General features: G+C 32.6%; 20 protein-coding genes. 9 read left to right on the top strand and 11 right to left on the bottom strand.

Going from position 1 to position 19,164, the window contains the following annotated elements:
* Positions 1 to 26 precede the first annotated feature (26 nt).
* The 9 genes from aroE to EQ827_RS04745 all read right to left on the bottom strand — a co-directional run bounded on the left by aroE (position 27) and on the right by EQ827_RS04745 (position 7,472).
* Positions 27 to 902 (bottom strand): shikimate dehydrogenase, encoded by an 876-nt coding sequence (gene aroE / locus EQ827_RS04785; RefSeq protein WP_181189851.1) that lies wholly within the window; start codon positions 900 to 902, stop codon positions 27 to 29.
* Positions 903 to 920: 18 nt separating this feature from the next.
* Entirely contained in the window at positions 921 to 1,091 is a 171-nt protein-coding gene (locus EQ827_RS04780; RefSeq protein ID WP_181189850.1) for a hypothetical protein, read from the bottom strand.
* Positions 1,092 to 1,256: 165 nt separating this feature from the next.
* Entirely contained in the window at positions 1,257 to 1,400 is a 144-nt protein-coding gene (locus EQ827_RS09240; protein WP_219912638.1) for a shikimate kinase, read from the bottom strand.
* A gap of 47 nt (positions 1,401 to 1,447) precedes the next feature.
* The gene (locus tag EQ827_RS09235; protein WP_181189861.1) at positions 1,448 to 1,612 is read right to left on the bottom strand and encodes a chorismate mutase; all 165 of its coding nucleotides are present in this window, start codon (positions 1,610 to 1,612) and stop codon (positions 1,448 to 1,450) included.
* A gap of 2 nt (positions 1,613 to 1,614) precedes the next feature.
* Complete coding sequence (locus EQ827_RS04765) at positions 1,615 to 1,761, bottom strand: chorismate mutase (RefSeq protein WP_181189849.1); 147 nt, start codon at positions 1,759 to 1,761, stop codon at positions 1,615 to 1,617.
* Between the two features lie 4 nt (positions 1,762 to 1,765).
* On the bottom strand, positions 1,766 to 2,998 hold the full coding sequence (locus EQ827_RS04760) for an MFS transporter (protein WP_181189848.1): 1,233 nt from the start codon (positions 2,996 to 2,998) through the stop codon (positions 1,766 to 1,768).
* A gap of 610 nt (positions 2,999 to 3,608) precedes the next feature.
* The gene (locus tag EQ827_RS04755) at positions 3,609 to 4,490 is read right to left on the bottom strand and encodes an aldose 1-epimerase family protein (protein ID WP_181189847.1); all 882 of its coding nucleotides are present in this window, start codon (positions 4,488 to 4,490) and stop codon (positions 3,609 to 3,611) included.
* A gap of 37 nt (positions 4,491 to 4,527) precedes the next feature.
* Positions 4,528 to 5,982: a glucuronate isomerase gene (uxaC, locus tag EQ827_RS04750; RefSeq protein ID WP_181189846.1), complete on the bottom strand. Its 1,455-nt coding sequence runs from the start codon at positions 5,980 to 5,982 to the stop codon at positions 4,528 to 4,530.
* Positions 5,983 to 6,008: 26 nt separating this feature from the next.
* On the bottom strand, positions 6,009 to 7,472 hold the full coding sequence (locus EQ827_RS04745) for a glycoside-pentoside-hexuronide (GPH):cation symporter (protein WP_181189845.1): 1,464 nt from the start codon (positions 7,470 to 7,472) through the stop codon (positions 6,009 to 6,011).
* A 420-nt stretch (positions 7,473 to 7,892) separates the two neighbouring features.
* Here EQ827_RS04745 and EQ827_RS04740 point away from each other — a divergent pair, with 420 nt between their 5' ends.
* The gene (locus tag EQ827_RS04740; RefSeq protein WP_181189844.1) at positions 7,893 to 9,320 is read left to right on the top strand and encodes a tagaturonate reductase; all 1,428 of its coding nucleotides are present in this window, start codon (positions 7,893 to 7,895) and stop codon (positions 9,318 to 9,320) included.
* A gap of 2 nt (positions 9,321 to 9,322) precedes the next feature.
* Positions 9,323 to 10,825 carry a UxaA family hydrolase gene (locus EQ827_RS04735; RefSeq protein WP_181189843.1) on the top strand — a complete coding sequence of 501 codons (1,503 nt, stop codon included), beginning with the start codon at positions 9,323 to 9,325 and terminating at the stop codon, positions 10,823 to 10,825.
* Positions 10,826 to 10,845: 20 nt separating this feature from the next.
* On the opposite strand, the gene EQ827_RS04730 is transcribed toward EQ827_RS04735, so the two are convergent.
* Positions 10,846 to 11,865: a LacI family DNA-binding transcriptional regulator gene (locus tag EQ827_RS04730; protein ID WP_181189842.1), complete on the bottom strand. Its 1,020-nt coding sequence runs from the start codon at positions 11,863 to 11,865 to the stop codon at positions 10,846 to 10,848.
* A 227-nt stretch (positions 11,866 to 12,092) separates the two neighbouring features.
* Between EQ827_RS04730 and sufC the strand changes: the two genes are divergently transcribed.
* The 7 genes from sufC to EQ827_RS04695 are packed head-to-tail and all read left to right on the top strand — an operon-like array spanning position 12,093 to position 18,192.
* Positions 12,093 to 12,893, top strand: coding sequence for a Fe-S cluster assembly ATPase SufC (gene sufC / locus EQ827_RS04725; protein WP_181189841.1), 801 nt, complete (start codon positions 12,093 to 12,095; stop codon positions 12,891 to 12,893).
* Between the two features lie 11 nt (positions 12,894 to 12,904).
* Positions 12,905 to 14,191, top strand: a complete 1,287-nt coding sequence (gene sufD, locus EQ827_RS04720) for a Fe-S cluster assembly protein SufD (RefSeq protein ID WP_181189840.1) — start codon at positions 12,905 to 12,907, stop codon at positions 14,189 to 14,191.
* Positions 14,172 to 15,407 carry a cysteine desulfurase gene (locus tag EQ827_RS04715; protein WP_181189839.1) on the top strand — a complete coding sequence of 412 codons (1,236 nt, stop codon included), beginning with the start codon at positions 14,172 to 14,174 and terminating at the stop codon, positions 15,405 to 15,407. Before sufD ends, EQ827_RS04715 begins: the two co-directional genes overlap by 20 nt.
* Positions 15,397 to 15,846, top strand: coding sequence for a Fe-S cluster assembly sulfur transfer protein SufU (gene sufU / locus EQ827_RS04710; RefSeq protein WP_181189838.1), 450 nt, complete (start codon positions 15,397 to 15,399; stop codon positions 15,844 to 15,846). The genes EQ827_RS04715 and sufU overlap by 11 nt, the downstream gene beginning before the upstream one ends.
* A gap of 1 nt (position 15,847) precedes the next feature.
* Positions 15,848 to 17,254 carry a Fe-S cluster assembly protein SufB gene (gene sufB / locus EQ827_RS04705; RefSeq protein WP_181189837.1) on the top strand — a complete coding sequence of 469 codons (1,407 nt, stop codon included), beginning with the start codon at positions 15,848 to 15,850 and terminating at the stop codon, positions 17,252 to 17,254.
* A gap of 17 nt (positions 17,255 to 17,271) precedes the next feature.
* Complete coding sequence (locus tag EQ827_RS04700; RefSeq protein ID WP_181189836.1) at positions 17,272 to 17,592, top strand: metal-sulfur cluster assembly factor; 321 nt, start codon at positions 17,272 to 17,274, stop codon at positions 17,590 to 17,592.
* Positions 17,593 to 17,607: 15 nt separating this feature from the next.
* Positions 17,608 to 18,192: a VIT1/CCC1 transporter family protein gene (locus tag EQ827_RS04695; RefSeq protein ID WP_181189835.1), complete on the top strand. Its 585-nt coding sequence runs from the start codon at positions 17,608 to 17,610 to the stop codon at positions 18,190 to 18,192.
* Between the two features lie 98 nt (positions 18,193 to 18,290).
* Here the strand turns inward: EQ827_RS04695 and EQ827_RS04690 are convergent, their stop codons facing one another.
* Positions 18,291 to 18,890, bottom strand: coding sequence for a helix-turn-helix domain-containing protein (locus EQ827_RS04690; RefSeq protein WP_181189834.1), 600 nt, complete (start codon positions 18,888 to 18,890; stop codon positions 18,291 to 18,293).
* Positions 18,891 to 19,164: the final 274 nt, after the last annotated feature.

Genomic DNA, 19,164 nt, shown 5'->3' with positions numbered 1-19,164 from the left:
TGTTCTTTACTTGCAGGTCTTGTAAGCTATGAATTTAAACTTTTATTATTTAAGTAATTATTAATAGTGTTTGTAATTAGATCTATCGGCATTTTTTGCTGAGTCCATTCCTCAAAAGATTGTGCAGCTTGATGTACAAGCATACCAATTCCATTAAAGGTATGGCAACCTTGTTGTTGGGCTATTTGAAGTAGCGGAGTGCAAATAGGAGAGTAAATAATATCAATCACAACTTGTTGAGGACGTAATTGCTTAAGCGCTGTTAATGAGATAGGAAGATGTTTATCTGGTTTCATGCCAAGGCTTGTAGTATTAATAATAATCTGACTCTGTTCTAAGGACTCTTTTAAGGCAAGCTCATCTTGATAATCAATAACTGCAATATTTGGTGACCAACTTTCTAGTTGTTGCTGACGGGTTAGGAAGGAAGAATTCTTTCTTTTAAAAACGTTAATTTTAGCAGCTTGCTGGTTATTTAATGCGGCAATAATTGCTCTACCGGCTCCTCCTGCTCCTAATACTGTAATAGTTTTATTTTGCACTTGAATTCCATTATAATTTAGCGATGAAATTAAGCCTCGGCCATCGGTTGTATCGCCCTTTAAATATCCATCCTGATTAATAATAGTATTTACACAGTTCAATTGCTGAGCAGTTGGTGTTAACTCATCTAAAAAGGGAATTACTGCTGTTTTTAGAGGCATGGATAAGTTAACTCCTTTAATATTAAGTGCTTTAATAGCTGCAATAGCATTGGTTAAATGTTCGGGAATAATATCGAATTTAAGATAAATTCCTGGGATATCTAGTTTCTTAAAACTTGTATTATGGATTAATGGTGACAGACTATGTTGGACTGGGTGTGCAAACAAGCCATATATAGATATATCATATTTCTGCATTATCTTGCCTTCTTTATATTAAAATAATTGTTGAATAATTTTATGTGCAATTTGTTGTGGTGTGGATTCATCAGTAGCGATTTTTAAATTACTTACAAGGTTATACTTATCAGCACGTGCTTGCTGTAATTCTTGCAAGTCTGTGGAACCTAAGCGATTTACTAGTGGTCGAGAATAATTATTGGACAATCTGGATAAGGATGGTTTGAAATTGTGCGTCTAGCAAAACCACCGGTGCTTGCTGAGTTTTTAATGATTTAAAATTAGCAGGTTTTATGTGTACACTCCCCACTACTTAAAGTACCAGGTTGATTTAATATCTTCGCTAAGATGGTATGTTCTAATTGACGAAATCTATATTTTCACCAGTACTATTAATATTTTAGCAATCGATTTTCCTGATTGACTAATAATCACTTCATCTAAATCTTGAAAGGGTAAATTTAGTTTTTGAGATAATATTTTGCCTACATGCCTACAGTAGTTTTTCAACTGCACATAAATTCTACTAAAATAATATCCATATTAGTATTTCCTTTCTAAAGTTACATTTGAGAAGAATTTTGCTCTGTTAGGAGATTTTGTTCGTATTGTCGAGTATTAGCCACAATTTCTTGATAAATATTTTTGATTGTCGCTGGAACCCTTTTATCCTGAGTGTGGGCTTCTAAACGCTGAAGAACCTCTTTTTCTCTAGTTTTATCTAAAATACTTAGTTGTTATTGAGCTTTAATCTATTGAATTTTTGGGCTATTGTTAAACGCTTGATTAATAAAGGAATAATCGTTTGATCTAGTTTGTTAATTTCTTGACGCTGATCTTGTAATTCCTGACTTGAAAGACTATTTTCTTTGTTCATTATATTATCTTCCTTTCGTAATTTTTAAATTCTCAACAATATTTGCTTCTGGCTTCTTAGTTTTTAAGCACAGGTCCGCTAAGATAACTAATATTGTTCCTAGTAATTCGATGAAAATGTCGCAATTCATAACCCATTGGAGACTGTATTTTGATAACACACCAGTTAAAATGGGAATAGTAAAAGTGGCAATACTACCAAAAGTGAAGAAAATTCCAGTAATTAGACCCCGATGATGAGCAAACATTTTTAGCAGAATATTAAGAGCAATTTGCATTACACCACCAGCTGCAGTGACACCAAATATAAAAGCAGCTATGAAAGATAAAAATATAGTAGCAGAATGGCTAACTGTGAAAATTGCTATTAAAGATAATACGTTCATTACAACTAATAATTTAGTTTCTGAGACTTTGTATTTTAATAAAATAAAATTCAAAATGACGCCTGTAATTGAACCGATACTATAAATGGATAATAAACCATGTGAAATTATGGAATTGTAGTTCAAAATTTTAGTTGCAAAGAGGCTGATCCATTGAGTGAATAAAATCATAATAGCCATGGTAGTGTATCCATATAAGGTTAAAGCTATAGTACTAATTATTTTGCCTAATTTAGAAATATTAGTGTGTTGGGTGTTAAAAATAGTATCAGTTTGGTTTTTGGGTGGGAAAGGAGTACCCCATAAAACCAGAAAATTAATAATAAGAACGATCAATGTTCCAATAAAAGACCAGCCAAACCATAGTTTATGCACTTCAATCATAGAAATTGCTAGTGGTAAAATAAATTCTCCTAATGACATAAAAGCTTTGATGAAAACATTAGAAGCACTAGAATTACCGCCCATTTCTACGAAGGCCGGGTAGGTACCAGAATCTAAAGCTGAATTAGCAACTCCAGCAATAATAGCTAAACAGTAAGCAAGGATAATATTATGAGTAAAAGGGATACCTATAAAAAATATCATGTAACTTAAAGTGCCAATTATAACTAGATGTTTACGTCCAAAACGATCAGATAAATACCCGAATAGAAAGTATGCTATCAATTTTCCAATACCAATTCCTGAAATGACGTATGAAACTGTAGCAATCGGGACCTGCCAAAATTTGCCTAAAGTTTGCATATTTTGGGTTAGGATAATTAATCCGATACCGTGTACTAAGTAATTTAAATATAGTACGATCGATAATCGGCGCTTTTGAATTTTGGTTAATGTTTGTTCTTGCATTTTAAAAAACTCCTTTTTTGTAATAAAAAAACCAGCTGAGAAAAGTCTCAACTGGTATAATCCATTTATTTGATTTGGAATTATAATTATAATGTCCAGTTAGACTTTTACGCCTAGCTGGCAACAAACCAAGATGGCTTCGTTTTGCTTAGACGCGAGCGCGTAAACGCCCGCGTTAATAACGAACGTTATTTGTACAAAACAAAGTCAAAATAATAGGCATAAAGTTGTTGGACGAATTGTTTCATAATTATAAATTCCTTTCATTAATTTAAGTTAATAAGATTAAAACATATTAATAATATATTGTCAACTATTATTTTGATTTAAATTAAGTATGAATATTGTTTTTACCAGGAAAATTACAAGATTAATTAGCAAAATCTTTAAAACTTCAATAGAGTTTAATAATTATTAATCTGTAGCCACCGTTTATTAAGTAGTTCAATAATTTATGGAACTTGCTGGAAGTCACTTAATTATAGTTAATTTTATATAAAATGGGCAGCGCATATTGCCTTAATAGAAGAACAATAATATATAAAAAGCATAGTCTTGTTTATATATCAAAACTATGCTTAAAAATGACTTATGATTAATTACTTAATAATTATTTTAAGTTTATGTCATATGCCAATACCTTGCTATTATTTGCAAGCAGAATATCATTATCAGGTTTTTCCATTAAGTCTATTGGGTAGCCGTAAATATCTGGCAGCCCTTCAAATGGCTCAATACACAAGAATGGTGCATTGGCATCTTCTTTGGTCCATAAGCAAACATATCTAAAATCTTTTAAAGATAATTTAATACTATGTTTACTTTTATCAGATCTTAATTTTAGTGATTCTATACCATAATTTTCAAGAATAATTAATCCCTTTGCAAACATGTCATAATTTAAATCAATAATTCCATTATGATAATTAGGAACAAGCGATTTAGATCCTGAGCGAAATGGATAGGGTTTCTTAATAATATCAAATTGATTTAATTGATCGATTTTTGGTGTAATTACTATTTGGTAATCAGAAAATTCTCCCTGTTCATCTATCGGAACATTAAATGCTGGATGTGAGCCTAAGGAAAATGACATCGTTTTAGTATCATTATTAGTAACTTTAAAACTTAAATGTAAACCCAAATCAGTTAATCTAAAAGTAATCGCTAATTTGAAGTTAAATGGATAAAGGATCTTTGTTTCTTTAGTTGCCATCAATTGTAAAGTAACACTATCAGTTTGCTTAGCGATCACTTCGAAGTCGTAATCAGAAACGAAACCATGTTGTGGCATCTGATATGATTGTCCTTTGTATAAATAACTCTCATCGTTGGAACGTCCAATAGCTGGAAATAGCACAGGAGCATGTTTAGGCCAAAGATTATTATTCCAAATATAATCGAAGTCAACTCCTTTTTTATACAAATGGGTTAATTGAGCTCCTTTTTCATCAATCTCTGCCTTAAAACTTTTATTTTCAATTATTTGCATTTTTACAAAACTTCCTTGTGTTTAACGAAAATATATCTTAATTTTTTGGCCCAAACAATTCTTCTGGTGTTGCATCTTCAAAGAAATCAAAGAAATTATATGCATTATTATAAGAAATATCTTGGATGATTTTTCCTAGGTATTCTTCATCATCAGGTACACGCCCTTGATCGACTAATTCACCATAAAAATTACATAATACTCTACGGAAGTATTCATGACGAGGATAAGATAAGAAACTTCTTGAGTCTGTCAACATACCAACAAAATTCGGTAAACAACTTTCCTCAGCAAAAACGCGTAATTGTTCATGGATACCTTCAGCAGTATCATTAAACCACCATCCAGCTCCTAATTGCATTCTTTGCACTCCTCCTTCTAGGAAACATCCCATCATTGTAGCTAATTCCATCCAATCATTTGGATTTAATGAGTAGAAGATAGACTTAGGAATATCACTAGTATCCCGCATCTTTGTATATAATTTTTGTAAGTGCAAGGCAATATCTGGCTGAGTTCCGATAGCATCATAACCAGTATCAGCGCCTAATTTTTTAAACATAGGTCGATTAATATCTCTAACAGAATTGACATGCCATTGCATGGTCCAATTGAACTCATTATTTAATTTCATCAAATTTTCTAATAACATTGTTAAATATTGGTCAATTTCATCTTGACTCAGAGATTCATTATTAATACCCTTATTTAAAATAACATCTAATTGCTTAGGAGTGGCTTCTTTGAAGTGATATGTCAATAAAGAATGATCCGATAAACGACTGCCCATGTTATTAAAGTATTCAAATCGTTGATGCAAGGCTTTAATGAGTGTATCAAAATTAGTTATTTGAACTCCAGACACATCACTGAGTGTATTTAAATATTCACCAAATCCATCACGTTCAATTTGGATTAATTTGTCAGGACGCATAGCTGGTAAGGTCCTAAAACCATTTTCACGTTCGTCTTTTTTGATTAATTTATGATAATGTAGATCTGAGGCAGGATCGTCTGTTGTACATACAGCCTTTACCTTGGAATTACGAATTAAATTACGTGGTTTAAAATCTTCAGTTTGCAATAATTCATTTGCCCTTTTCCATATTCTGGGTGCAGTTTGTGTATTAAAAGTTTCGTTAATGCCGAAAAAGCGACGTAGTTCTAAGTGTGTCCATTCATACAAAGGGTTTCCTGCTGAGTGTTCGATTGTTTTAGCCCAAGCTATAAACTTCTCATAATCATCGCCATCTCCCGTAATTAATTCTTCGGGGACACCGTTAGCTCTCATTAAACGCCATTTATAGTGGTCTCCATAATGATCCTCATTGATCCAAATTTTGGTAATATTGGGATAATTTTTATTTTCATAAATTTCATCTGGATTTAAATGACAATGAAAATCAATAATAGGCATATTTTTAGCATATTTATGGAATAATATTTTACCCATTTCATTATTTAATAAGAAATCTTTATCTAATAAAGCCATAATTAATTATCTCCTTAAAAAATATTTTATTTCTTTACATCCTGATCGCCGATCTTACCATTTTCCCAAATTCCATTATCTAGGTCTTTAGCAATTTGTACATAGCGATCATCACTTAATTTATATAAGAATCCGATAACTACAGCAGCAATTAATAAGCAAATGCCTGGATAAAGTGTCATTGCTGCTTTAATTCCTGTAAGTGTCTTAGGAGTTTGATGTGCATTTGCAATATAACCGGTTAAGGCTAAAATACCAGCACTAACCAAGGCGGCTAAGGATTGAGCTAATTTTCTAGAAAAATTAAATGCGGCATAAGTGATTGCTTCTTTACGCATACCGGTATGCCATTCACCATAATCAATAACATCTGAGACAAAAGCCCAAGTTATACCATTAGGAATAGCTAAAGCAGTATACCCAATTGTAACCAAGATAATAAAAGTGATTACATTAGTAGGTAAAATAAAATTCAAAATATTAGCTGCTGCTCCAATAATAAAACTCACCATTGCGGTTTTACGTTTACCAAAATGTTTGGTCAACATTGGAATCATAAATACACCTACAATTGAGGTGCCCATCATGATACCGTTAACAATTGGCTGTAAACCAATATTGCCTAGATTATATTGAGCAAAGAAAACCATCATTTGATTATTTGTATTCATTGCTGAAATAGTAAAAATGGTCATTAAAATTATTACAAAAAGCGGGCCATTAGTAAAAACAACCTTAAAGTAATCTTTAAAACCTTCAGCTTTAGCACTTTTATCACGGTGAACGTCTACATTTTCACGTGTTCCTAAATAACAAATTAAAAACATTAATACTCCTAATATTGCAAATATAGTTGCAGCAATTAAGAAGCCATGCTTTTCATTATTTCCACCAAACATAGTCATTAAAGGTATAAAAGCAATTCCAGTTAAAAATTGCGCTCCTACAGATCCAACTTGTCTAGAAGTAGCTATAAAACTTCGATCTTGAACATTACGCGTCATTACTGAAGCTAAAGATCCATATGGATCATTGGTAAAAGAATAAACAGCTCCCCAAATCATATAAGCTGCATATGCATAAACTATTTTTCCAGTAGGAGATAGGTTAGGCATTGTGAAAGTAACAACGGTCATAATTCCAAGTATAATAGCAGAAACCATCATAACTGGACGAAATTTACCGGATTTACCAATTTTTTTACGATTATCAATTACCGAACCCGCTATCGGATCCATAAATGCGTCAAAAATTTTGGTAAATCCAAAAATCCCCGCCACTGCTCCTGCACCAATACCGGCAGCATCAATCCAAAATTTTGTTAAATAGGCTTGGCCAAGATCAAACATAAAACCGTTTCCAAAATCACCAAAACCATAAGCTATTTTTTGTGATAATGGTATACGTGTACCATGTTGACCATCAGCAAGTTCTTGAGCTAAAGTTTTTTTTCGATTATTAGATATAGTTGGTGTTTCATCGTCTAACATTCTTTCGCTCCTTTACAAGGTATTTTATAAGTTCATATGAATAACATCAGCTGATATAATATAAAAAATATTTTACAATGTAGATAACATGTTAACGATTGCATGATATTGCATTTTTTGTTGCTTGTCAACCACATATTCAAAGTTTCACAAACAAAAATATATTTTTAATGTATTTTGAAATTGCTGAAAGATATCAAAAACGTTGCTATGACAACTCATTGTTAGTGTTGTTATTTACAACAATATTTAAAAATAATATTTTTTAAATTTATAAAAGTTGTGAAAGTATTAATTTTTGGGTTGACAATTAAAATTATAATTCATATTATGAAATCGTTAACGTTAATAATTTATTTATGTTAGAATCTCAATTGTGATGTTTGTTTATAACTTTTATGTATAATGGAGGTATTTATCATGAAAAATACATTAAAACAGTTAGATAATACGTTTAGAGAATTACCAAAATATCCGACAAAAGTGATTCAATTTGGGGAAGGAAATTTTTTGAGAGCCTTTATAGACTGGCAAATACAACAAATGAATAAACAAGGTTTATTTCATGGAGGTGTTGCCGTAGTTCAACCCCTTAAAGATGGAATGACCAAGATACTAGATGAGCAAGAAGGTTTATACACGACTTTACTTGAAGGAAAATTAAATGGTAAAAAGATTCAAGAGCATGAAGTTATTGAAAGTATTAATGAAACTGTTCGTCCCTATGAAGATTATCAATCCTATTTGAACTTGGCTAAAAATGATAATATTCAATTTATTTTTTCTAATACTACAGAAGCAGGAATTACTTTTGATGAAAACGATAAATTAAGTGATAAGCCTCAAAATTCCTATCCTGGCAAATTGACTGCTTTACTTTATGAACGTTTTAAATTAGGAAAAAAAGGATTTCAAATTATTCCTTGTGAATTAATAAATCACAATGGTAATACCTTAAAAAAATTAGTTTTGAAGTATGCAAAATTATGGAATTTAGGTCAAGATTTTATTGACTGGTTAAACAATGAAAATGATTTTTATGCTACTTTGGTTGATCGTATTGTTCCAGGATATCCAAAAGATCGTTCTGCTGATTTAGAGAAGGAATGGAATTATCATGACAAATTGATAGTTAAAGCTGAACCGTTTTTGATTTTTGTAATTGAAGGAGATAAAAAGTTAGAACAACTTTTGCCATTAAAAAAAGCAGGCTTAAATGTGGTTGTAACAGATAATATGCAACCATATCGTAATCGTAAGGTTTCTTTACTTAACGGCCCTCATACAACTATGAGCCCAATTGCCCGTTTAGCCGGTATTGACACTGTTGGCAAAGTTATGCAAGACAGTGACTTTTATAAATTTATTAATGATGAAATGTATCAAGAAATTATTCCAACAGTTTCATTGCCAGAAAAAGAACTAGTAGACTATGCAGAAGGTGTTAAAGAGCGCTTTGAAAATCCATATGTTAATCATGAATTGAGTTCAATTGCTTTAAATAGCATTTCAAAATTTCAAGCACGTCTTTTACCAACATTTAAGAAATATGTAGAACTTAAACATAAATTACCACAACGGATCACCTTAGCTTTAGCAAGTTATCTTAAGATTTATTTTGGTAAAGCTGATTTTGCACCCCAAGATACCCCTGAAATTTTAGCGGAATTTGATAAATTGAAACAAACTAATAGTTATATTACTAATGCTTTAGCAGATGATAAGTTATGGGGTGAAGATTTAACTAAGATTGACGGATTAATTGATTTGATTAAACAAGATTTAGAGATTATTGATCAACAAGGGGCAAGAAAAGCAGTTCAATTAATTAATAAAAAGGATGAATAATTATGAATAACTTTATTATTCTGAATCCGCGTGATTCAGTCGGAGTGGCCTTACAAGATTTATCTGAAGACAGTGAGATTAAAATAGATAGTGGCATTACTTTTAGACTAAAAGAACCTATTAAACGTGGGCATAAGTTTGCCTTAAAGGACATGGAAAGTAATGAAAATGTAATTAAGTATGGTTTCCCTATTGGGCATACTATAGAACCTGTTTCTCAAGGTAGTTGGGTTCATACACATAATTTAAAAACAAATTTATCGGGTGAATTAAATTATACCTATAAACCTGAAAAATTAGATAGTCATATTGCACCAGATTCTCGTACATTTATGGGATATAAACGGCCTAATGGAAAAGTTGGTATTCGTAATGATTTATATATTATTCCAACTGTAGGCTGTATCAATCCCTTATTAGATATTGTGGTAGAGCAATTTAAAGCTTTATATCCTGATAATGGATCTTTTGATAATATTATAGTCTTAAAGCATCCTTATGGTTGTTCACAATTAGGCGATGATTTTGAACAAACTCGTAAAATTTTAGTTGATGCTGCCCTTCAACCTAATGCTGGTGGTGTATTGATATTTGGTTTGGGCTGTGAGAATAATCAAATGGAAGGTATGAAATCAGAATTAGAACGCATCGGTGGAAAAATTGATCCTCAACGTATAAAATTTTTAGTATCTCAAGCAGTTGATGATGAATTAGCAACAGCTTTAGAAATGCTCAAGGAAATTAATGAAGCTGCAGCAAATGATGTTAGAACAAAACAACCTTTAAGTGAATTAAAGATTGGTTTAAAATGTGGTGGCTCTGACGGATTATCTGGAGTCACAGCTAATCCTTTATTAGGACGTTTGTCGGATTTTGTAACTGCACAAGGTGGTTCTACAGTTTTAACAGAGGTACCGGAAATGTTTGGTGCAGAAACAATTTTAATGTCTAGAGCTAAAAATGAAGTAACATTTAAAAAAATTGTTTCGTTAATAAATAATTTTAAAGAATACTTTGAATCTTTTGATCAGCCTATCTATGAAAATCCATCTCCTGGAAACAAAGAAGGTGGAATTACTACTTTGGAAGATAAATCCTTAGGCTGTACTCAAAAGTCTGGCACTTCACCAGTAAATGATGTTTTACAATATGGTGAAAAAATTAAAACTAACGGTTTAAGTTTGCTACAAGCTCCAGGAAATGATCTAGTATCTTCATCTGCGGAAGCCTCAGCAGATTGTCAAATGGTTTTATTTACAACTGGACGTGGTACACCTTTTGCAACTTATGTTCCAACGGTAAAAGTATCTTCTAATTCTTATATTGCAAATAAGAAACCTCGTTGGATTGATTTTGATGCAGGGCAATTAATGAATACATCAATGGATGTGCTGTCAGATCAATTTATCCAATATATTATTGATGTGGCTAGTGGCAAAAAAACTAATAATGAAAAATATGGTATTCATGGTTTAGCAATTTTCAAAATTGGTGTAACTGAATAAGCGTCAAAAATGAATTTATATTATTTGCGCCGATCATATACTGAATTACGTACGATAATTTCTGGAGTAATATTCATTTTATCTATACCAATTTTTTGAGAGCTATACTGTAAAAGTTCAGTAAGTTTTTGAATGCCTAAATTAATAATTTTTGCAGTAGGTTTTCGGACAGTGGTTAATCCAGGAATAAGATATTTTGAATAATCAGTATCGTCATAGCTAATGAAGGAAATATCTTCTGGAACTCTATAACCTAATTCTTTGCAAGCTTTTATAGCACCAATTGCCATATCATCATTTTCACAAAACACACAGGTAGGTATTTTACCTGAAGTTAAAATCTGCCTCATAGCTACATTACCACTTTTAGGCTTATAATCACCATTTTTAATTAATTCAGGATCTATTTTTAATCCATACTTTTTTAAAGTATTTAAGAAACTGGTTGTACGAAGTCTTGTAGAATCAAAAGTATCAATTCCTTTAATTAAACCAAAATTATGATGCCCCATCCTAATAGTATAAGCTACCATATTTTGAACACCTAAATAATCATTAATACTATAGTTAGATATGTCATTTCTAGAAATTTTACGGTTTAAAACTACAATAGGTATTTTACGATTTACGATTTCGTCGATAAATTGATCATCAGATTGTGATTGGCTTAATACAATAATACCGTCATAGTTATGGGTCAATACACTTTTGTTATTATTGATGTCGCTAATAGCTAGCGTATATCCTTTAGGTAAAATTTTTTGTGCTTGATTAATAACGTCTTTAAGAAAACTCTCAGAGGTGCCTACACGTATATCAGTAAAAAAAATACCAATTATATATGACCGTTTTGTTACTAAAGCTTTTGCTGTTAGATTTGGAATGTATCCTATTTCTTTAGCTATTTTTAATATTTTTTGCTTTGTATCTGATTTTATATTAGAACTATTGTTAAGAGCGCGTGATACTGTTGTTGGAGAAACTTTAGCTATTTGAGCAATTGTTTTGAGAGTTACTTCCTGCTTGGGTAAAGACTGCATAAAGTGAGCCTCCATCTTTTTATAAATTTTATGGTATATAAAAAATTTTAATTAAAATTAAGTGTGCTTAATAATAATAAACATTTGATTACTATAATTGCAAGAAGAAGAAATTATAAATAATTTAAATATATTTTATTGTTAAAAACTATACAGAATTGTTTATTAAAATAATTTCCTATTCTAATAATAATTACTACAGTTGATTTATTGAAAGGAAACTCTTTATGAAGGAATTGCAGATTAAAAATTTACATGTAAGTGTGACGACTGAAGAACAAGGGCAAAATATTACTAAAGAGATTCTGACGGGCGTTAATTTAACTATTAAAACCGGTGAAATTCATGCCATTATGGGGCCTAATGGCACTGGTAAATCGACTTTATCACAAACGATTATGGGAAACTCTGCTTATCACATCACAAAAGGAGATATATTGTTAAATGGTAATAGTATTTTAGATATGCCAGTTGATGAGCGGGCTCGCCAAGGATTATTTTTAGCAATGCAGTATCCGGCAGAAATTCAAGGTATTACCAATGCCGAATTTTTAAGAACGGCCATTAATGCTCGGCGTTCATCTAAAAATCAAATGGGGGTACGTGAATTCATTCAGGAATTAGATAAAAATCTAAAGCTCTTAGACATGAACGAATCTATGACTGAACGTTATTTAAATGAAGGTTTTTCTGGCGGTGAAAAAAAGCGTAACGAAATTTTACAACTATTAATGATCAAACCTAATTTTGCTTTATTGGATGAAATTGATTCTGGCCTGGATATTGACGCACTCCAAGTAGTTGCTAAAGGAGTAAATTCGATGCGTAATCAAGAATTTGGCGCATTAATTATTACTCATTACCAAAGACTTTTAAACTATATTGTTCCGGATGTTGTGCATATTATGATGGGTGGTAAGATTGTAAAATCGGGTGATGCTGAATTAGCTAAAAAACTCGAAAATGAAGGATATGCTGGTTTGCGTGATGAACTAGGATTAGATATTGACCTAGTAGATGAAGCGTAGGAGGTCCTAATATGAATTTTAATGATGTGGAATTTATTCAGGACCTAAAAACGATGAGTGATCGACGCCATGAACCTCAATGGTTCTGGGAACAACGACAAAAAGCTTTAAGTCAAATTTCTAGTTTGTCTCTACCTGAAATTCCCCAATTTGATTTTTATGATTGGCAACTTGCAGAAGTTATAAAACCACAATTACATGAATCTATTAGTTCGAAAATTAGCAATGATAAGTCACTTAATGTGATAGTTCAAAAAGGACAAACTACTATTGCTATTGATTTGGATCAAGAAATAAAAAATCAAGGAGTAATTGTTACAGATATTTTTACAGCACTACAAAAATATCCAGATTTAATAAAAAAATATTACCTAAATCAAGCAATTAGAGCAAATGAAGATCGACTCACTAGTTACCATTGTGCTTTGATGAATAGTGGTATTTTTATTTATATACCTCAACATGTGAAACTAAAACAGCCTTTAATGATAAAAATTATTCAAGACAATACTTTTAAACAGCCTTTAATTCATCATCTTTTAGTAGTTGCAGCATCAGCTAGTCAGGTTACTGTAATTACTCAATTAACTGCGCAAGGCGATCAGAAAAATCTCAGCAATTGTATGGTAGAAGTTATTGCTCAAACTGACAGTAAAGTTCATTTTTCTGCTATTGATGAGCTGCCAGAATCTACAATGTCTTATCTTAATCGTCGAGCGGTCATTGGCGATCGAGCGCAAGTTGAATGGTCAATTGGTATGCTCAATAGTGGACCTACAATCGCTGATTTTGCTTCGGAACTAGAGGGAAGAGAAGCTCAGTCGAATGCCAAAGTAATAGCAATTAGTACAGGAAGTCAACGTGCTGGTATTAATACTAGAGTTACTAATCGAGGTCAGCGAACTATAGGTAATATTGTCCAGCGAGGAATTCTATTGGAGCAGTCACAATTGACTTTTAATGGTATTGGTCATATTATTCATGGCGCGCATGGTGCTAATGCTGAGCAAGAAAATCGAGTATTAATGTTGTCAGATCAAGCCCGTGGAGATGCCAATCCAATTTTATTAATTGATGAAAATGATGTTTTAGCTGGTCATGCAGCTAGTGTCAGTCAAGTCGATGAGGAACAAATGTATTATTTGATGAGTCGTGGTATTGATGCACCAACAGCACAGCGATTAGTTATCAGAGGTTTTTTAGGCCCAGTTATTGCGGGCATGCCGGATAATTCTATTCAAAGACAATTAATTGATACAATTGAAAGGAAGCTCATTAATGGGCAAAAGTATAATTAACGTTACTGAAGATTTTCCAATTTTACAACAAAAAATAAATGGTGAACGTTTAGCATACTTGGATAATGCCGCTACTACACAAATGCCTTCATCTGTTTTATCTAAACTCAACTGTTTTTACCAAACTAGTAACTCCAATGTGCACCGTGGAGTCTATACTTTAGCACAACGAGCTACAGATGCTTATGAGCATGCTCGAATTAAGGTACAAAATTTCATTCACGCTTCGTCTTCGTCAGAAATTATTTTTACGCGGGGGACTACTGAATCATTAAATTTTGTTGCATGTACTTATGGTGAACAATTTATTCACGCGGGCGATGAAATTGTAATTACAGTGATGGAACATCATAGCAATTTAATTCCCTGGCAGCAATTAGCTATTAGAAAGAAAGCTCAATTAAAGTATATTAAACTTACCTCTCAAGGTGAATTAGATTTAGATGATGCCCAAAAAAAGATTACCTCAAAAACTAAAATTGTAGCTCTTTGTCATGTCAGTAATGTTTTGGGAGTTATAAATCCGATAAAACAAATTTCACAATGGGCTCATCGACAAGGTGCTATTACAGTGGTTGACGGTGCTCAAGCAATACCACATTTTTCAGTTAATGTAAAAGATTTAGATGTTGATTTTTATGCTTTTTCAGGGCATAAGATGTTAGCCCCTTCAGGAATTGGAGTTTTATATGGAAGATCAGCAATATTAGAAGAATTGGCTCCTTGGCAATATGGTGGAGAAATGATTAATCATGTGGAGCTTTATCAAAGCACATGGGCAGATATACCTGCAAAGTTTGAAGCAGGAACACCAAATATCATTGGTGCAGTTGGATTGGGTGGGGCGATTGACTATTTACAAGCAATTGGTTTATCGACAATTCAACATTATGAGAAAAGCCTTACCAATTATTTATTATCTCAATTAGCGAAAATGACAGATATTAATATTTATGGGCCCGTAGATTCTGATAAGCATACAGGTGTAGTATCTTTTAATTTAAAGGGAGTTCATCCACATGATCTGGCCACAGCCTTAGATTTAAATGGAGTTGCTGTTCGTGCTGGACATCATTGTGCACAGCCTTTAATGAAATTTTTAGGTGTTAATGCCGCAGCTCGCGCAAGTATTTATCTCTACAACAATATTAAAGATATTGATCAATTTTTAAAAGCACTACAGGAAACAAAGGAGTTTTTTAGTTATGAGCCTTAAGCAGTTGGGAAGTCTTTATCGGGAAGTCATTTTAGATCATGCACAAAATCCACATCATCAAGGGGAGTTGGAGCATGTTAGCCATTTTGTTACATTAGAGAATACAAGTTGTGGAGATATTATTCACTTGCAGTTAGAGATAGATGATCAAGCAGTTATTAAACAAGTAGGTTTTACAGGAACAGGATGCACTATTAGCCAAGCATCAGCCAGTATGATGACTGATGCGATAATTGGCAAAACCAAAATTCAAGCTTTGCAAATGGCCCAAGTATTTTCCAATATGATGTTAAATAAAGAATGTTCACAATCTGAATTAGATCAACTGCAAGATGCTGGTATTTTAGCAGTGGTTGTCAAATTTCCTGCACGGATTAAATGTGCTACTTTAGCTTGGTGGGCATTACAGAAATCATTAAAAACTGATAAAGGAGCATAAAATGTCTGAGATACCAAATGCTGTTCAAAGTGAACAGACTTATGAATATGGTTTTCACGATAATATTCAACCTACATTTACAACAGGTCGAGGATTAAGTGAAGCAATTGTCCGTCAAATTTCAATGGCCAAACATGAGCCCAAGTGGATGTTAGATTATCGTTTGCGATGCTACAAAATATACAAAAAACTTTCTATGCCCCATTTTGGTCCTGATTTATCTGAAATTGATTTAGAGAATATGCTTTACTATCAAAGAATGACTGACAAAAAGTATCGTGATTGGGATGAGGTTCCGGATAAAATAAAAACAACTTTTGAACGTTTAGGAGTACCTCAAGCAGAAAGAAAATATTTAGCCGGATCTTCAGCACAGTATGAATCTGAAGTGGTTTATCATCGAATGCAAAATCAGTTTGAAAAATTAGGAATAATTTTCACCGATACTGATACAGCCTTGCAGAAGTATCCTGAATTATTCAAGAAATGGTTTGGTAAGCTTGTTCGCCCTGCCACTAATAAATTTACAGCTTTAAATGGTGCAGTTTGGTCTGGAGGCACATTTATTTATGTACCTAAAGGAGTGCGTACCAAAACCCCAATGCAGTCTTATTTTCGGATTAACGCTGAAAATTCGGGTCAATTTGAGCGTACTTTAATTATTGTTGATGAAGATGCTAGTGTGGACTATGTGGAAGGCTGTACAGCACCCAATTATTCTTCAGACAGTTTACATGCAGCTGTTGTAGAAGTTAATGTTCTCAAAAACGCTTATTGTCGTTATACAACAATTCAAAATTGGTCAACTAATGTTTATAGTTTAGAAACAAAAAAGGCCGCTGCCGCTGAAAATGCTACTATGGAATGGGTTGATGGAAACTTAGGTTCTAAGGCTACTATGAAATATCCTAGTGTTTATCTTAATGGTCCTGGTGCAAAAGGAACTATGTTATCTATTGCAGTGGCAGGCAAAGGCATGGATCAAGATTCAGGAGCACGTATGATTCACAATGCTCCGTATACTTCCAGTTCTATTGTTTCGAAATCAATTGCTAAAGATGGCGGAGCAGTAGATTATCGAGGTACGGTAATTTTTAATAAGGAATCACAAGGATCCAAGGCACATGTTGAATGTGATACGATTATTATGGATGATCAGTCTACTTCAGATACTATTCCTTATAATAAGGTATTAAATAGCCATGTAGCCATGGAACATGAGGCACGAGTTTCTAAAATTTCAGAGGAACAATTATATTATTTAATGAGTCGTGGTATTTCTGAAGCTAAGGCTACTGAAATGATTGTAATGGGCTTTGTAGAACCCTTTACAAAAAAATTACCCATGGAATACGCTGTGGAATTAAATCGTTTGATTAGTTTTGAAATGGAAGGTTCAATTGGTTAGAACGAGGAGAGTTTAGAGTGTCGAGTGAATGTAATAAATTAGTAGAAAAGCGGGTATATCAGGCTTTGGAAGAAGTCATAGATCCAGAATTAGGAATTGACTTAGTAAATCTAGGCTTGATTTATGATATAAGAGTTCAAAATGAGGTATGTAAAATAACAATGACTTTGACAATTATGGGCTGCCCCCTAGAAGATGTATTAGAAAAACAAATCAAAGAAGCGGCCTTGTCCATTGAGGGAGTCAATAATTGTAAGATTAACTTAGTTTGGGAACCAGCTTGGAGTATTGATTGCATGAGTCGTTTTGCTCGTTTAACGCTAGGGATACATTATTGAAATGAGGCTATAACAATGAATAATAATTTGGTAAAAGCAGTAAAAATAAGAAAATTGTATTTTTGGGATCGACTTAATGTCTTAAGAGCAGGACTGCTGGGTGCTAATGATGGTATTATTTCCGTTTCAGGAATAGTATTAGGGGCTACGGGTGCTAACTTAGATCCACATACTTTATTTATTACAGGTATTTCAGGTATGTTGGCAGGGGCTTGTTCTATGGCTGGTGGCGAATGGATGTCAGTCAGTGCACAGCGTGATTTACAAGTAGAAACAATGACTGGAGAAAATATTTTAACTACGATTGATAATCCCAAATTGCATAAAAAAGATTTGTTGATGCCTGTTCATGCGGCTTTTACCTCATTTTTATCTTTTGTTATGGGAGCCATCATTCCTTTATTAGCTATCACTCTTTCTACTCCTCATTGGCGAGTCTTTAATACAGCATTAGTAATGGGAATTTCCCTCTGTTTAAATGCGATAATTAGTACTATTGGTAGTCATGTTTCAGTAGTTAAAACAATTTCTCGAAATATAGTTGTAGGATTTTTAACTATTGTTATCACGTATCTATTAGCAGTACTATTAGCTCCATAATTTAATAAAATTTATCAATAAGGCTGGGAATTGTTATCCCAGCCTTACACGTGTTTATTATAATCTTTGAATAAATCATAATGAACCCCAAAAATTTCTTAATTATTATGAGAATATTTATTCAAATAAAAAATTATCGTCAAAGCAGCTAAAATGCCAAAATAAGTACCACCATAAAAAATAGGAATACGAACAATTAACAAAATTACACCTACAATTCCGAGTATTAACAACAACCAACCTTTAAAAATGATTGATTTCATAGATTTAGAAGCGAGGCGCTTTTTGATAAATACTTTCAAATAAGCTAAAGATATCGCATTAATTATTGTAATTACAATTAATCCATAAAATACATATAGAGGTGTCTGCTGTTGTTTATCAATGAAATGCATTAATAACAAAGCCACTAAACAAATTATATTAATGAGATAAGTAGCAATGAATGTCGGGCGTAGAGTATGCAAAACTTCACTTTTTTTGATTTCTTCTTTCATGCCTGTATCCTCCTTGAGTAACGTATCTAGTGAAATTTGATAGTAGTCGCTGATTTGAATTAAACTATCAATATCTGGATAACTGCGTCCATTTTCCCAACTAGAAATTGTTTGTTGAGTTACGTGCAACTGGCTAGCAACTTTTTCTTGAGTTAAATTAAGTGACTGCCTTGTAATTTTTAGTCTTTTTGAAAAGAGCATCTCCTGCCTCCTTTACTTTAAATGCTAAGACATCTATCTTCATTTTCCTAACAAAGAATCAATGTATGTATAACCTTTGATATTTTAAAGGGATACTAAAAAACAATTCTAAGTAGAACTTTAATTGTTCTACCTAGAATTGTTAAATTAATATGTTAAATAAACCACAAGTTTTACTTGTGGGGGACAGAAGAGCTTTAGCGAGAAAAACTTCCTTTCGATATAATAGTTTTCGGCCACCAACCAAAACTACCCGAAAGGAAGTTTTTGCACT

It is taken from the genome of Bombilactobacillus bombi, assembly GCF_013607485.1.
Taxonomy (GTDB): Bacteria; Bacillota; Bacilli; order Lactobacillales; family Lactobacillaceae; genus Bombilactobacillus; species Bombilactobacillus bombi_A.
The sequence above is the reverse complement of the archived record's forward strand: the minus strand, read 5'-3'. Positions and strand labels throughout refer to the sequence as shown.